Consider the following 14,120-nt stretch of genomic DNA (forward strand, 5'->3'; position numbering starts at 1 on the left):
CATAGCGCCTCCAGTTGACAGCCGCCCTGCGGGCGGCCGACTGTCCAGCACCCCGCATGCGGGGTGCTCTTCGTTTTTTTGCCTTGAAGCCTTCGGCAGCATCCGGGGTTCCAGCGCTGCGCGCAAGAGCTTTCGCGGCATATCCTCCCTCCCTCCGCTGCGCTCCAGTCAGTCCGGTATTCCACGGTCTCTTGCGCTCCGCACCTCCACCCCTCCGCGGCACTACGTGCCTTCAAGGCAAAAAGACGAGAGGGAGAGACCAATGAGCATCGGTAACGACGAGCAGGCCACACACGAGGAGTGGATGCACACCGTGCTCCGCGAAGCGGAATCGAACGGCGGAGTGATCCGCCTCACAGGCCACGGCAGCGTGACCGACCCCCACACGATCGAGGCCGGAGCTTGCACACAGTGCGAGCACACGGCGCCCCGCGGCGCGATCGACCGCAACGACCTCGACGGTTACGTCGTGCCGGTCGACCCCATGGATGCCCTCGGCTGCGACTCCTGCCAGTGAACGGAGAGACAACGATGAAGAAGAACAACGGCATCAGCGCTCCTCTCGTGGCCGCGATCGAATCAGCGTGGGCAACCATCCGCACACGCCACGAAGACGTGCCCGAGGTCGTCGTTACGCTCGCGTCAGGTACGACCGCCAAAGGAATGAAACTCGGCCACTTCTCCCCCGAGCGCTGGATGCGCGGCGAGGAAGCCGTGCACGAGTTATTCGTGGGCGGCGAAGGCCTCTCACGTGGCGGTCGCGACGTGCTCGGAACACTCCTCCACGAGGCGGCACACGGCGCAGCTCGCGCACGTGGCATCAACGACACCAGCCGTCAAGGCCGCTATCACAACACCAAATTCAAGGCGATCGCCGAAGAGTTCGGCCTCACCCTCGAACACGACAAGAGCGTCGGATGGTCAACGACCAGCGTTCCCGGCAACACCGCGGCCGCCTACGCTGCCGCCGTCGACCAGCTCGACGCGACCATTACCGCCTACCGCCGCGCCGAAGTCATCGGCACCGGCGACGGCCGCAAGAACAACAACAACGGCAAGGCCGCCGTATGTAGCTGCGGGCGCAAGATCCGTGCATCCCTCGTCGTGTTCGATACTGGTCCGATCATCTGCGGGCTCTGCGGCGAAGAGTTCGAGCCAGAAGATGTGTAGCGGAAATATCTAGTGGCACTTGATGGAACTATCTAGAGGGGGTAGACTAAGATCATGCCAAAGCCGCAGAAGCACCGGGACGTGATCAAGGTTGTCAAAGACAACGGCTGGGTGTTCCTCCGCGACGCGAAAGGAAGCCACGAAATGTGGGGACTGCCGGACGAGTCGCAAAAAGAGTCGATCCCGCGTCACGGTGAGGTGAGTGCAGGAATCATCGGCCAGCTGATCAAGAAGCTGCCGAAATCCCCGCAGAGCTGGCGTTGAAAGGAGCAAGGGCGATGGCTGAGCGCAAGACGTACAAGGCCACAGCGAGCCGAGACGGTCGATGGTGGCTCGTGAAAGTAGACGACCCCGACACCGCCGGCCAGGCACGAGACCTCAACGAGGTCGAGGAAGTGGCCCGCGAGGTCATCGGGTTGTGGTTCGACATCGACCCGGACAGCTTCGATGTCGATATCACCATCGAGATTCCCGACTCCGCGCGGGAAGCCTGGAATCAGGCAGTAGTCCTAGAAGACCAAGCGCGCAGAGACGAAGCCGACGCCGCAGCGCTGCGCCGGTCGGCAGTGCAAGCCCTCCGCGCCGAAGGCCTCACCATGAAGGACGCGGGCCGAATCCTCGGCCTCTCCCCCCAACGCGTTCACCAGCTCGCGCACGCCGCACCTCAGCGCGAGGTCGTAGGAGTCAAAAGAGCCTGAACGTCAGAGGCCTAAGAGAGGATGCCGAAATGACCGCCACGACCATCGAGCACGACCACGCACTACGCGAATGGGCGCGCGGCCTGCTGCCGCTAGAAGCCGCGACCGAGCTACTGATACGCGCCGGCTTTGCCAACGAAGGACGCCCATGGGTGCGGCATGACGCCGATACCGGCCGACCCTGGATCGACTTTGCATCGATTCCCGAGCACATCGGCGGCATGTCAGGCGGAGAACAGCGATTCCTGCGCATCGCCGCAAGCCTGGGAGCAGACTCCCCCATCATCCTCGCCGACGAACTCACCGGACTCGACCGCGAACGACTCTCGCTCGTGCTTGCCGCCATCGCCCACTCCGGCGAAGCTCACAAGCCGGGGCGCACCATAGAGTTCATCGACGGCGCCCCGCAGTTCGTGGACGTGCCCGCGCTCTACACCTGGCCGGACGCCTAAGAGGCATCGCCGAAACCGTACCCGCCGCCGTGTTCTAGCGAACTTTCTAGAAAGCTCGCTAGAACACATGGTAGAAAACACGCCAGACAGAAAGCACTCTAGTTAGAAAGCGAGCATTCTAGAATGATCGATATGCAAACCGTGATGGTCTACAGCGAGGCCGGGGGCGTCAGCAAGACAACGGCCGCCGTGTCCCTCGCGATGACAGCCGCCGAGAACGGCCGCCGGGTCGTCCTCATCGACCTTGACCCGCGAGCTGCTACCACGAAGTGGACGCGCGCTGAGCCGGTAGGGGAGGGGCTGCACGTCGGCGCAATCCTCGGCGCCAGCGACGAACCAATCGGATGGGCTGAAGAGCTGGCGACCGCGAGCCGCTGGCACGAACGCTTGCGGATCATCCCGGCCGCCCGAGGGCTCAGCAACCGCGAGGCGGACCGCGACGACTTCGCAGAGCTGCGCCTGAAAGCATCGCTGGAAGGGCTCAACGCCGATCTTGTCGTGATCGACTGCGCCAACCGGCAAGGCGGACCGCTCACCCTCAGCGCGCTGCACGCCTCCGACACCGTGCTGTACGCCGCCACGGCGAGCGATTCTGGCGTCGACGGGGTAACAGGTGCACAACGCACCATCGAGGCGTTCAAGCGCAGCAGGGAGCGGATGGGGGCGCCCTCAAACCTCACCGAGGCCGGCGTGAGCGTCACACGTGACGGCACCGGGTTCATGAGCTACGCGGAGAGCGACGCGATTGAGCAGATCAAGGGACTAGCGCCAATTCTCGAGCCGATCGTGCCACACCTGTCGATCGTGCCCGAAGTGCGCCTAGCGGGGGAGTGGTACGGCATGTACCGCAAGGGGAACGCCGTCCGCGACGCCTACACCGAAGTAATGCGAAAGGTGATCCGATGAGTCAGCAACTCGACCGACCCGCAAGACGCCCACGGCCGGCAGCAGACGAAGGACAAGACCCCGTCGACTACCACCCGCCGACACCCACGCCAGCCAAACCGGCCACGGCACCGGTCGAAGGCAAGGACACGCCTAGCGTGTCCGCGGCAGCACCGACGCCCACAGTTCAACGAACGGAGCCGCCGCAACTCAACGCAGGCGGCCGCGAACTCACCGTGCAGCTCGCGACGCGAGTGAGCCCGGAAGTTGCCGCCATGGTCGACGCAGAATATGCGCGCACTGGGCGGTCAAAGCGGGCGCTGATCGAGGAAGCGATACGCAACGCGCCTTGGCACAAGGGGGAGTGATGGACCCGCAAAGCATGCCCTGGCTGATGCTCGGCGGCGCCGCCGTGGTGCTGATCGTCGTCTACGGGGCGTGCCGCCTCGCGGTCAGGTTGCTGCGCTGGCTGTTCCGCCCCTGAACAGTTGACACGTACGTGTCAACTGACAAGCCAACCGAAGAGCGCGCCGGCATCCGCGCTCAGCTTGCCGCGGTCTGCGCTGTAGCGCACCGTACGGCCGCTACGCTCGCCAGGGGGAACGTCCGCGGTCAGGTAGCCTGCATCCTCCAGTGCAGTCAGAGCGCGGTGGACCGGCGCAATGGCGGCGCCGGTGGCCTCCTGCACGTCGATGCGTGAGGCGAGCGGGTGCGCTACCACATAACGGAGCACCATCACACGAGTCGGGTTCTGCAACGCCTCGAACAGATCGGCTAAGTGTGCCGGCAGGTCGGGAATCTGACGGCGAATCGACATTCGACCATTGTGCCGGTTACCCGAGGGGAAATCATCGTTAGGCATCGGTCTCATTTCCTCTACCTGATCGGTTACCGATCAGGTAGAGTAAGCGTACTCCCCTCGATCGGGCAGCAGGCCAGTTTGTCTACCGGGGGGACCACACGCGAAGATGTCTCCATTTGGGGGAGTAGTGGCGAAGGCGAACATTTTTCTCAGGGCGCTGAATCTCGACGGCGTAGAGGACAAGACGCAGCACCAATCGACCTTGCCGCAAACCGAACACGACCAGTCCGCGAACCCGTGGCTACAGGCCAGCACCGGGACCGGGGAAGGGGCAGAGCTGCCCTGGCGGCAGGAACGCAGCGAGTCGCCACGGTGGTACTGGAAGGTGCTTCGAGTCGTCCTGATCGTCGCTCTTGTGATCGTCGTACTGGTAGGCCTCCGCGCCATGTTCTTCCCGCCAACAACGACGGTGGCCAAGCCTAAGAGCAACCCGGCGGCCGCGTTCCCGCAGGCCGCGGCCAGCGGTGTCGCCGACCGCTTCGCCATGAACTTCTTGACGTGGGATGCCGCGCACGCGAAAACCCGGACCTCTCAGCTCAGTCAAGACCTCGGCGGCATCAGCGGCGACGCCACCTATGAGTGGGACGGCACGGGAAAGCAGACCGCACAGGCGGCCTATACCGTCGCCGTCGACCCGCAGAACGCGACGGACGCCACCGTCACGGTGGCGGTGAAGGTGCAGCCCTTCGACAGCAACGGGACCGAGCTACCGGCGACATGGCAGGGCCTCGCCGTCCCGGTCCACGTTCAGGCCGGCCGGCCGGTTGTTGCCGCCGACCCGGCATTGGTCGCGCTGCCGAACGCTCAAGCCGTGTCTGGAACCCAGGGACCGACTCCCGATTCGGCTCTCACCAACAGCACACAGAGCTACGCAAAGAGCTTCTTCGCTGTCTATGGGACAACCGGCGACATGTCCACCGTCGCAGCCCCCGGTGCTCGACTCAGCGGCCTCAACGGCGCCGTCGAGCTGCAAGCCCTCACGAGCTGGACCGTCTACGGCGGCGACGGGCAGACCCGCCAGGCGCGCGCCGTCGTCACCTGGACCACCAAGAGCGGCGGAGTCGTCACATCGACCTACGCCCTGACCCTTACCCGCGTGACGGCCGGCTCCACCGACAGGTGGCAGGTCTCAGCCATCACCGCTTCACAGCACTAGAGAGGAACGACACCATGTCATTCGAGCAACTGGCACTGAGCATCATCGGCAACATCTTCTTGGTCGTCCTCGTGATCCGTGCCTTTGGCGCGTATCTCAAGAAGGAGTGGGGCGACCTGATCACCGAACTGGTCTTCGCCGTGATCCTCGCCGGCTTCATCTACTTCACCGACCAAATGCTCGCCGTGCTCAAGTTCCTGTGGAACATCACCATTGGGGCATGGTTCGGGATGCAGGTGCACTGATGCTCACCGGCCGCACCGTCACCAAGGCCCTCCGGATCGAGGCGAAACAGCACGAGCTGTTCGGATTCGACCTAGGCGAGGGCATCGACCGAAAAAAGTTCGGTCTAGGCGCGCTGGCATTCATCGCCTGGCTCGTTATCGCCTGGCCGATTCTGATTTGGACAGGTCTCCTGGCCGTGCGGCCCGACATCGGATCGCTCATCCTCCTCGCGCCCCCGATCGCACTGATCATGCTCGGGTTCCAGCCTGACGAGGAAACACCGCAGCGGATGCGGCTGACGCCCTTCGCGCTGCACATCCGGTTTCTGCTGGTGGGATGCGCGCCCATCATCAACCTCGGCCGCCGCGAAGCCAACCGAGGCGAGCGACCCACACTCCGCGAACGGGTCGGCCGCGAACGGGTAGACGGAGACAAGCCGACGCAGCGCGTCATCCGTAACCACGCGCAGGCGCGACTGATCGGCAACGACGAGCTGCACGCGATCGTGAACCGCAACACGAAGAGGGAGGGGAAATCATGAAGGTCATCGACAACCTCTTGGCGATGGTCGGCGCGACGCCAGGCCGGAAAGCAAAGCCGCCGACGTATCGCGCGATCGCGGACGGACTGATCATCACCGCAACCAAGGCGGAAGCCTGGTTCGAGATTCCGACAGCCAACACCGACACCATGCCCGAGCTGCTGCTCGATGACGAAGTGCAATCAGTCATCCGGGTGGCCGGCCGGGCACTGAAAGACACCGACTGCCACCTCAAGGTGATCTGGTCGAGCCTCGAAGGCACCGAGTATGTGCAAGGCATCGAAGGCGAGTACACCGCCGGCAACTGGAAGCGCTGGGTGGACATGCGGGCCGAGCAAATCGACGCCATGCAGCTCCCGCAGCGGCACGTGCTCCTTGGCGTGACAATCGCGGAAGGTACCAAGCACGACACGTCCGGCGTCCAGCAACTCGCGGCACCGGCGTTCGGCATCGAACAGCACCGGGTGCGCGAGCCGGACATGTCCCGATACGCCAACGTCGCGTTCAAACTCGGCCGCCAGCTCCGCGGCAGCCGGCTGAACGCCCATCTGGCCAGCGCCGAGCTGCTGAGCTGGACCATCGCACGAGAACAGCTCCGGTCACTGGGAGCAGTGCCACGCCACGGCACCATTGTGGGCGCGTCGCTGGCAACGCTCACCAACGGGCACGCCGACCCGTACACGGACCACCTGCGACTTCGCGACGAGAAAGGCAACGTCGCCGGCTACGTCGCAGTCCTGCCGATCACAGACTTTCCCGAAGAAATGTCGACGCCAGGCGAGGGAGAGTGGCTACGTACCATCGCGGACGTCAGCCGCGTCAGCGAAGCGAACGACGGCACCGCCGGTGACGACATTCCCGTCATCGTGGACGCCAGCGTGCGATTCCGCGTGCTCAGCCGCAGCCAGTCGCTCAAGCTGGTCACGGATGCCCGCGACCTCGCCACCGAGCAACGCCGCTCCGCCGGCAGGACCAGCGCAGGCGATCCCGGAGAAGAGACCCTTGACGCCGGCGACGTCGCCCAAGGACTACGCGCCGAGATTCAGCGCGACGGGCTCATCCTCGTGCGCTCCCACCCGCGCCTAGTGGTTATGGGCGACACGTACGAAGAGCTGGAGGCGAACGTGGCCGCCGTGATCGGCCACTATGCCGACAACGGCATCCAGGTCTCGCGGGGCAGCGATGAGCAACGCGAGCTGTGGCTGGAAACCCTGCCAGGCGACCAGCTCCGCGTAGATGACCTTTACCACGTGCAAGAGGGCGTGGCGTTCTTCGGGTCGCTGTTCTGGGGCGGCTCCGCGCTCTCCGACACCAGCGGGGGAGTCATCGGGCACCTGACCGGCTCCACGCCCGGCCTCGCACACCTTGACGTCACCCGATTCTCGAAGCGAGACCAACCGACGACGGTCGGACTGATCGGGCTGTCTGGTCAGGGTAAGACCACCCTGATGCAGCTCCTACTGCTCGATGCCGCCTTCAAAGAGTCTTGGTGCTTGCTGCTCGACTTCAAGGGCGACACCGGCGGCCTGGTCGACGCGGCGCAGCGGATGGGCTTGCCCAGCCAGCTCATGCAGGTGAGCGCCGCGAACGCTGGCGCAATGGACCTCTTCCAAGCGTTGCCGATCGCGGAAGCGCCCGAGAAGGTCTCGCGACAGCTCGCATTGCTCGCACCGCGCGACCTGGCCGGCTCAGCGGAGAGACTCTCGCTCCGCGCCGCAAACCGGATTGCTCAAGCACCGCGACCCACAACATGGGCCACCATCCAACTCCTCGCACACAGCAACGAGCCGGACGAGCGAGAACTCGGTGAGGCGCTAGTGGAGCTGGCGCAGACCACGCTCGGCCGCGTCATGATGGGCGAGCCTGTCGGCCAGCCGGTCCTCCGCACCGACCCGGGGCTGTGGGTGCTCCAGATGCCCGGCCTCTCGCTGCCGGAGAACAGCGACCCACCCGAGACATGGGACTCCAGCCAGCGGCTCACCATCGCAGCAATGCGAGCCGTGACGACGCACGCCCTCTACATGTCCAGCTCGCACCTACTCCGCCGGCGCTCCAAGGTGATCGGCGTGCCCGAGGCGCACCGCATGCTCAAGACCAGCGAGGGTCGCGACTTCATGGGGCAGACGGCCCGCATGGGCCGCGCCTTCGGTACTGCGTTGCTCGTGGACTCCCAGGACGCGGACGGCATCAGCGAGCACGAGGGACTGGTGGAACAGCTCGCCGCGGTGTTTGGTTTCCGGCTCCGCTCGGTCGGGCAGCAAGACGCGCTCGCACGTCTGCTCGACCTCGAACCCGATGACGAGACCCGCGCATGGATTCGCCGGCTCAACGTGTCCGAGGCACGCTCCCAAGTCGCACGGGACGACGAGACCGCCGAGAGCGACCAGAAGGGGAATTGCCTGGTGCGAGTGGGAACCGAACTTGCCCAGATACACGTCGACCTACCCAGCAGAGAAATCGAGGAGCTGCTGGACACCAATCCCGATCGTGCCCAGCAGGGCATGCGACAGGACCTTGCGGAGGTACCAGCATGAAGCGACGCGCACTCGCCGGCGTGCTTGGGATCGCGGCAGTGCTCGCCCTCGCAGGGTGCAGCCAGAACACCGACCAGAACACCGTCGACCACCTCGCCGTGCAGAAGGCCTCGCAAGACCTGCCGAACGGTGATCACGCGACGGTAGCGGACACTTGGTCATGGCGCGGCGGCTATGCGGTCCTGGTGAAAACCGAGGGCAAGAACTCCAGCGGTCCGTACACGTACTGGAAGGCGTACGGCTACCAGCAGCAGAACGGGAGTTGGAAGCTCACAGCCTCCAACTTGGTCGATGACGCGAAGTACCCACCTGGCTCGACGCCGCACAAGGCGACGTGCTTTGCCCTGGCCGGATCGGACTACGGGGAGCAGCAGCAATGCGAACAACTCACGGACTGAGCCGCCGCCTCGTTGACACGTACGTGCCAACGCCGCTCGAGCTGCTAGCTCGCCTCCGGCCGACCCGCCGCCAGGTCAAGCTCTTCATCATCGTTTTCTCGATCATCATGCTGGCCGGCGCAATCTACGCCAGCGCAGCGCATGCCGCGGCGCCGTTGCCGTGCTTCAACACACACACGTGCAAGCAGACGCAGGTGATGCAGCCCGGCGAGCTGATCCCGCTGCGCGACCTGAGCGAGGGCGGCACCAAGACGCTGTTTGAGACTTACCCATACGGCGCGTGGTACTTCGACACAGACGTCGATTTCAACGCGTTCGACGGGTCGACCTACCTACCCACCATCATGAACGGGCTGGTCAATCTCCTCGGATACCTCTGGGTGCTGGTCGTCTATCTCGCGGTCGGCCTGAGCTGGTGGCTCTTCTCCTCGCTCAACGTTCCCGGCCTCTCGGATGCCGTCACGAGTATGCTCGGCGGCGCCAGCGGCGTCGTCCTCCAGTGGCTCTTTCCGACTGCCCTGGCAGTTGGCGGCCTCGTCGCCTACGTCGAGGGCCGCCGCGTCAAAGGCTCGTACTACAGCCAGATCGCATGGATGGTCGCCGCCGGCGTTCTCGCAGTCGGCCTGACATCCGCACCGGGCACCTTCGTCACAGGGGTCGACACCGTACGGGATACCGGCGCGAATCTCATTCTCAGCGCCAGCAACAACGCCATCTCGACCAACGACAAGATGCCTTTCACGTGGAAGGCGGTCGACTACAGCGTGAACACGCCCTCTGACGCGATGCTGCGCAAGTCCGCGGACTCGATCTGGCGAAGCCAGGTCGCCACGCCCTGGTGCCTGGTTGAGTTCGGATCGGTCCAGGCCTGCCAGCTGTACGGCAAAGACATCCTCAACGCCGGCATGGACACATCGAAGCGCAAAGACATCATTCAGAACGAGATCTACCCCACCGAGGGCAACGGTGATCCGAGTGCTGGGAAGAAGAGCCCGACAGGGCAGTGGGTTGCTGGGCAGGAATGGCCGCAACGACTGGGCATGGTGCTGCTTGCCCTCGTCCTCGCTATCGTGTTCTGCGCTCTGCTACTCGTACTCGGCTTCTCCGCCCTGGCGGGGGTGATCCTCACCTATCTGCTGCTCTTCGCCGGCGTCTTCTTCGCCTGTCTCTGGCTGATACCTGGCAAGTTGCGGCAATGGGGCGTCGCCTGGGCAGAGACCCTGATAGGCGCGGTGCTGATCACTCTAGTTGCGTTACTCACATTCGGAGCCACGCTCGCCATACTCACCGCGCTACTGGCAGCCACCGCCAACAGCGGGTGGATGGTCAGCATGGGGCTGGCCCTCACACTGATGTTCGTCGCTTTCGGTTTCCGTAACAAGCTCGCCGAGATTGTCGGAGCACACTCAACCGGTGCCGGTCGCGCGTTCCTCGTCGGCGCGTTCGTCACCCGCAGCGCCAGCCGCGCCATCCCGGCAGCGGGACGTCGAGGAGTATCGGCCGTCAAGGGGACCGCTAAAGGCACCGCGGCAGCGACTCGCGGGGCAGCCCGAGGAACCGCCGCCGCCGGCCGAGGGACCGCCACCGCGGCACGCGATGTCGCCGGCGGCATCCGCGGCGGATCGCAATGGGTCCGCAACACCGCGAGCTATGTGACATCCGCAGCTCGCGTCGCGCACGCCGACCGACGCAATGCCGCAGGAAAACTTGTGACGCCCTCCACGATCCGCCGTGGTGGCTTGCGCCCAGGGCCACGCGCCAGCGAAACCCGGCCGACCAGCAGCACCCGGACACCGAGCCAGCGGCCAGCGGCCGGCACAACACGGAGCGCAGCTCCGCAGCGGTCGACGTCGACGTCACGGCAAACCGGGACGCCGGCCTCGCGCCCGGTCTCGAACCGACTGCGCCGTCATCGGGCAGGCGACGACCGATGAGCCCGCACGACTTCCTCGATGGCCCTGAGCCGGCCGACCCGCGGCCGCCGACGCGCCGACAGCAGCGACGTGCGGCGAAGAACGCGAAGCGCGCAGCACGACGCGAGACGAAGGCCGACGCGCGCGAGCGCTACAGGGCAAAGCTCCGGGACGCTCGCGACGCCCCCCGGAGTCCGCTTGCCCTGCTCATCGTCGGAGTCGTGTTCTTCGGGGGCATCATCGTCGCCGGCACGATCGCCGGCATGAGCGGCCACACCGAGCCCGCGAAACACGCCACCAGCTCCGCAGCGGCGGGGCCCGTGACGCAACCCACAGCAGCCACCCCCGCGACCTCGGCTGCGACGCCGGCCGCCGACCCGAAGACCACGGCGACCATGTGGCTCATCGCCTACTTCCCCGGGCAGGACTGGCAGCAGTACGTCGCTCCCGGCGCCGTCGATGCGCTGGATGGAACCCGCGCCGGCTTCTTCAACGGCACCTATCTCGGCGGCAGCTCCGTGAACATCCAGGAGTACACCTGGCGCGACGTCGCCGCCACCAAGGCCGGCTGGACCGGCACCGTCGACGTTCTGCTCGATCCTGGCCGCGTGCCCCCGCTCGTCGCTTCGCTCCAGGTGACCATGACGCCGGCGCCGGCGCCGCAGGTGTCCAGCGTCAAAGTCCTCTACTACGGGGAGGGCCAGGACTGATGGCCGGCAACCTCCAGCAGGCAGCACTGACCACGGCCGCGGCCCGTGTCGGTGGGCGCCTGCTCGGGTTGAAGTTCGGCATCATCCTCGCGGCCGCTGTGCTGCTGCTGGCCATCATCGTCGGCCCGATCGTCGCCATCGGCGGCATCCCGCACAACAACGGGGCGTCGGCCGCCGACCCCGCCTGTGCAGGAGGCGCCGCCGACCCGACCGCCGCCGCATCCCATGCAGCAGTGGCCGGCTACGCGGGCGACCAACTCAAGAACGCGGCCCTCATCATCAACGCCGGCGCGTCACTCGGCGCACCGTCCTACGGCATCAACATCGCCGTGATGACCGCGATGGGGGAGAGCGCCCTCCGGGTGCTCGACCACGGCGACGCCGCCGGACCCGACTCGCGTGGGCTCTTCCAACAGCGTGACAATTGGGGTCCGCTGTCCGTACGGATGGACCCCACGGGAAGCGCGTTGCTCTTCTTCAAGGCGCTCTTGGGCAAGTCGGGATGGCAGAGCATGGACCCCAGCCAGGCCGCGCACACCGTGCAAGGCAACGCCGATCCGTCGTACTACACGAAGTACTGGAGCGCCGCACAGCAGGTCGTCGCCGCGCTCACATACGGCTCCGGCGGCGGATGCACCACCCTCGCGCTCGGCAACGCATCACAGTCGGCGCAGACGATCATGCAGCTCACGAAGACGGGCAAGATCAAGTGGCTGGATGCCAGGTACGAGGCCCAGGTCCAGGCGTACGCCAGCTCGGGCGGCAGCAGCCCCTCGTGCTACCTCGACCCCCGGTTGCTCCAGGTCATCGCGATCGTGGCCCAGCAAGAGGCCCCGATCGGTATCAGCGACCTCAACCGCAAATGCACCGGAGACACGCCCGGCGCTGGCGTTTACAGCTTCCACTGGAAGGGCATGGCCGTCGACTTCTACATGCTCCGCGGCCAGATCACGAACGGTCGCGACGGCAACGCCGACGCCGCGATCCAGCTTCTCGACCAGATCAGCAACGCCAGGGGAGCGGTAGGGCAGTCCCAGTGCGGCACCCTCAACGGCTACCAGCTCAGAACGCTCTATCAATTCGCCGACACCTGCAACCACCTGCATTACCAACTCGGGCCGGGCACAGACCAGCTTCACCTGCCCAGCAGCTCCGCCTCAGCAACCCGCACCACCAGAGAAGGGACCAGCGCATGACACCCGTTGTCACCGTCGACGCCAAGGACGACGGCACCGCTCAACTCGTCATCAACGGCCAGGCCCGCAGCCTCGCCGCCCCAAGCCTGGAAGACGTGATCGGACAAGCCATCCAGGTCATCGTGCACGAGGTCGCCGCACCCGCCGGCGGCCCGATCACCGTGCACGCACGCGATCCTCGCTCCGGCAACAGCACACTCTCGGTCGCGCCCACAGGACATGTCCAGATGCTCCCCGAACAGCCATGGCCGGCTGTCACGCCCGTGCCTCCCCTCTCCGCGGTGCAAGAACAGCCGGCCATGGCTCCCTCACAGATCGCAGAACCGCCCGCGGCACGGCCGATGCCTGTCGACGCGGCCGCGACCGACACCGCACCAACTGCGCTCATCACCCCGTCGGCCACCCCCGGGCCGGAGTCGGCGCCGGCCGAGCTGCCGACGCGGCGCGCTGCCCGACAGTCCTTCCTGACGCAAGAGACCACCGAAGAGCCCGCGGCGCGCGGCATCCGGGGGGTGCTCACCCGCGTAGGCATCCGCGTCAGCCCCAGCGACGACGAACGTGCAGAACGCGCCGACACCGCCGCGGTGTCCCAGCATTGGCCAGGCCCTCGCACCATCGCGATCGTGAACGGCAAAGGTGGCGCAGGAAAGACGCCCAGCACCGCCCTGCTGTCGGCCGTATTTGCCCGCAACGGCGGCGCCGGGGTACTCGCATGGGACAACAACCAATTCCGGGGAACCTTGGGCTGGCGGACCGAGCAAGGGCCGCACGAGGCCACGCTGCTCGATCTTCTGCCACGAGTACCTGACCTGATGGCCACGGGCGCGCAGAGCGCCGATCTGGCGTACTTCGTGCACCACCAGGCCACCGACAAGTACGACGTACTCAGGTCGAAGCCGATGGCGCTGGCCGATGAGCAACGCCTCACCGCGGCCGACGTCGACGCCATCAATCAGGTCGCCTCGAAGTACTACCGGCTGATCTTCATCGACAGCGGCAACGACGAAAGCGACCCGCTGTGGCGTCGGATGATCGACCACACCGACCAGCTCGTGGTGGCCACCACCACCCGAGCCGAGCACGCGGAAGCCGGCGCCTTGCTGTTGGAAGCCCTCGCCCAGCGCGACGAACGATCCGCGCAGCTTGCACAGAACGCGGTCGTGATCGTCAACCAGGCCGACGAGAGAGCGGCAGCAACCGAGGCGGCAAACATCGCCCAGGGCTACCAAGGCATCGCGCGCGAAGCCGCAACGATCCCGTTCGACCCGGCGATGGTCGACGGCGTGCTGCGATACGGAGCACTCCGGCCGAGCACTCAACGCGCTTGGCTCCGCGCGGCGGCCGCGATCGCCCGAGCACTCTAACCAGCCCACGCACGTA

Annotated in this window: 17 protein-coding genes; 16 read left to right on the forward strand and 1 reads right to left on the reverse strand. The window is 65.9% G+C overall.

All coding sequences use genetic code 11. From position 1 onward, the window contains the following. Positions 1-262 precede the first annotated feature (262 nt). The 7 genes from ACYVII_RS18475 (at position 263) to ACYVII_RS18505 (ending at position 3,689) form a co-directional block, all read left to right on the forward strand. Positions 263-517: a hypothetical protein gene (locus ACYVII_RS18475; protein ID WP_460537810.1), complete on the forward strand. Its 255-nt coding sequence runs from the start codon at positions 263-265 to the stop codon at positions 515-517. A gap of 47 nt (positions 518-564) precedes the next feature. Continuing rightward, complete coding sequence (locus tag ACYVII_RS18480; protein WP_460537811.1) at positions 565-1,170, forward strand: hypothetical protein; 606 nt, start codon at positions 565-567, stop codon at positions 1,168-1,170. A gap of 54 nt (positions 1,171-1,224) precedes the next feature. Then, positions 1,225-1,434 (forward strand): type II toxin-antitoxin system HicA family toxin, encoded by a 210-nt coding sequence (locus ACYVII_RS18485; protein WP_460537812.1) that lies wholly within the window; start codon positions 1,225-1,227, stop codon positions 1,432-1,434. A gap of 14 nt (positions 1,435-1,448) precedes the next feature. Further along, on the forward strand, positions 1,449-1,868 hold the full coding sequence (locus ACYVII_RS18490) for an antitoxin HicB (RefSeq protein WP_460537813.1): 420 nt from the start codon (positions 1,449-1,451) through the stop codon (positions 1,866-1,868). A 29-nt stretch (positions 1,869-1,897) separates the two neighbouring features. Continuing rightward, complete coding sequence (locus ACYVII_RS18495) at positions 1,898-2,320, forward strand: ATP-binding cassette domain-containing protein (protein ID WP_460537814.1); 423 nt, start codon at positions 1,898-1,900, stop codon at positions 2,318-2,320. A 123-nt stretch (positions 2,321-2,443) separates the two neighbouring features. Beyond that, positions 2,444-3,226 (forward strand): ParA family protein, encoded by a 783-nt coding sequence (locus tag ACYVII_RS18500; protein WP_460537815.1) that lies wholly within the window; start codon positions 2,444-2,446, stop codon positions 3,224-3,226. Positions 3,227-3,554: 328 nt separating this feature from the next. After that, entirely contained in the window at positions 3,555-3,689 is a 135-nt protein-coding gene (locus ACYVII_RS18505; protein WP_460537816.1) for a hypothetical protein, read from the forward strand. 18 nt (positions 3,690-3,707) lie between these two features. Here ACYVII_RS18505 and ACYVII_RS18510 read toward each other — a convergent pair whose 3' ends face one another. After that, a complete protein-coding gene (locus ACYVII_RS18510; RefSeq protein ID WP_460537817.1) occupies positions 3,708-4,022 on the reverse strand; it encodes an ArsR/SmtB family transcription factor in 315 nt (104 codons plus the stop codon). 172 nt (positions 4,023-4,194) lie between these two features. Between ACYVII_RS18510 and ACYVII_RS18515 the strand changes: the two genes are divergently transcribed. The 9 genes from ACYVII_RS18515 to ACYVII_RS18555 are packed head-to-tail and all read left to right on the forward strand — an operon-like array spanning position 4,195 to position 14,104. Further along, positions 4,195-5,223 (forward strand): conjugal transfer protein, encoded by a 1,029-nt coding sequence (locus tag ACYVII_RS18515; protein ID WP_460537818.1) that lies wholly within the window; start codon positions 4,195-4,197, stop codon positions 5,221-5,223. 14 nt (positions 5,224-5,237) lie between these two features. Continuing rightward, positions 5,238-5,468, forward strand: coding sequence for a hypothetical protein (locus ACYVII_RS18520; protein WP_460537819.1), 231 nt, complete (start codon positions 5,238-5,240; stop codon positions 5,466-5,468). Then, complete coding sequence (locus tag ACYVII_RS18525) at positions 5,444-5,989, forward strand: hypothetical protein (protein ID WP_460537820.1); 546 nt, start codon at positions 5,444-5,446, stop codon at positions 5,987-5,989. The genes ACYVII_RS18520 and ACYVII_RS18525 overlap by 25 nt, the downstream gene beginning before the upstream one ends. Beyond that, a complete protein-coding gene (locus ACYVII_RS18530) occupies positions 5,986-8,523 on the forward strand; it encodes an ATP-binding protein (RefSeq protein WP_460537821.1) in 2,538 nt (845 codons plus the stop codon). Before ACYVII_RS18525 ends, ACYVII_RS18530 begins: the two co-directional genes overlap by 4 nt. Beyond that, positions 8,520-8,921 carry a fimbrillin family protein gene (locus ACYVII_RS18535; protein ID WP_460537822.1) on the forward strand — a complete coding sequence of 134 codons (402 nt, stop codon included), beginning with the start codon at positions 8,520-8,522 and terminating at the stop codon, positions 8,919-8,921. Before ACYVII_RS18530 ends, ACYVII_RS18535 begins: the two co-directional genes overlap by 4 nt. Beyond that, positions 8,900-10,855 carry a hypothetical protein gene (locus ACYVII_RS18540; protein WP_460537823.1) on the forward strand — a complete coding sequence of 652 codons (1,956 nt, stop codon included), beginning with the start codon at positions 8,900-8,902 and terminating at the stop codon, positions 10,853-10,855. The genes ACYVII_RS18535 and ACYVII_RS18540 overlap by 22 nt, the downstream gene beginning before the upstream one ends. After that, positions 10,852-11,544, forward strand: a complete 693-nt coding sequence (locus ACYVII_RS18545; protein WP_460537824.1) for a hypothetical protein — start codon at positions 10,852-10,854, stop codon at positions 11,542-11,544. The genes ACYVII_RS18540 and ACYVII_RS18545 overlap by 4 nt, the downstream gene beginning before the upstream one ends. Then, entirely contained in the window at positions 11,544-12,740 is a 1,197-nt protein-coding gene (locus tag ACYVII_RS18550; protein WP_460537825.1) for a hypothetical protein, read from the forward strand. The genes ACYVII_RS18545 and ACYVII_RS18550 overlap by 1 nt, the downstream gene beginning before the upstream one ends. Beyond that, the gene (locus ACYVII_RS18555) at positions 12,737-14,104 is read left to right on the forward strand and encodes a MinD/ParA family ATP-binding protein (protein ID WP_460537826.1); all 1,368 of its coding nucleotides are present in this window, start codon (positions 12,737-12,739) and stop codon (positions 14,102-14,104) included. The genes ACYVII_RS18550 and ACYVII_RS18555 overlap by 4 nt, the downstream gene beginning before the upstream one ends. Positions 14,105-14,120: the final 16 nt, after the last annotated feature.

Source organism: Humibacter ginsengiterrae (genome assembly GCF_054780115.1).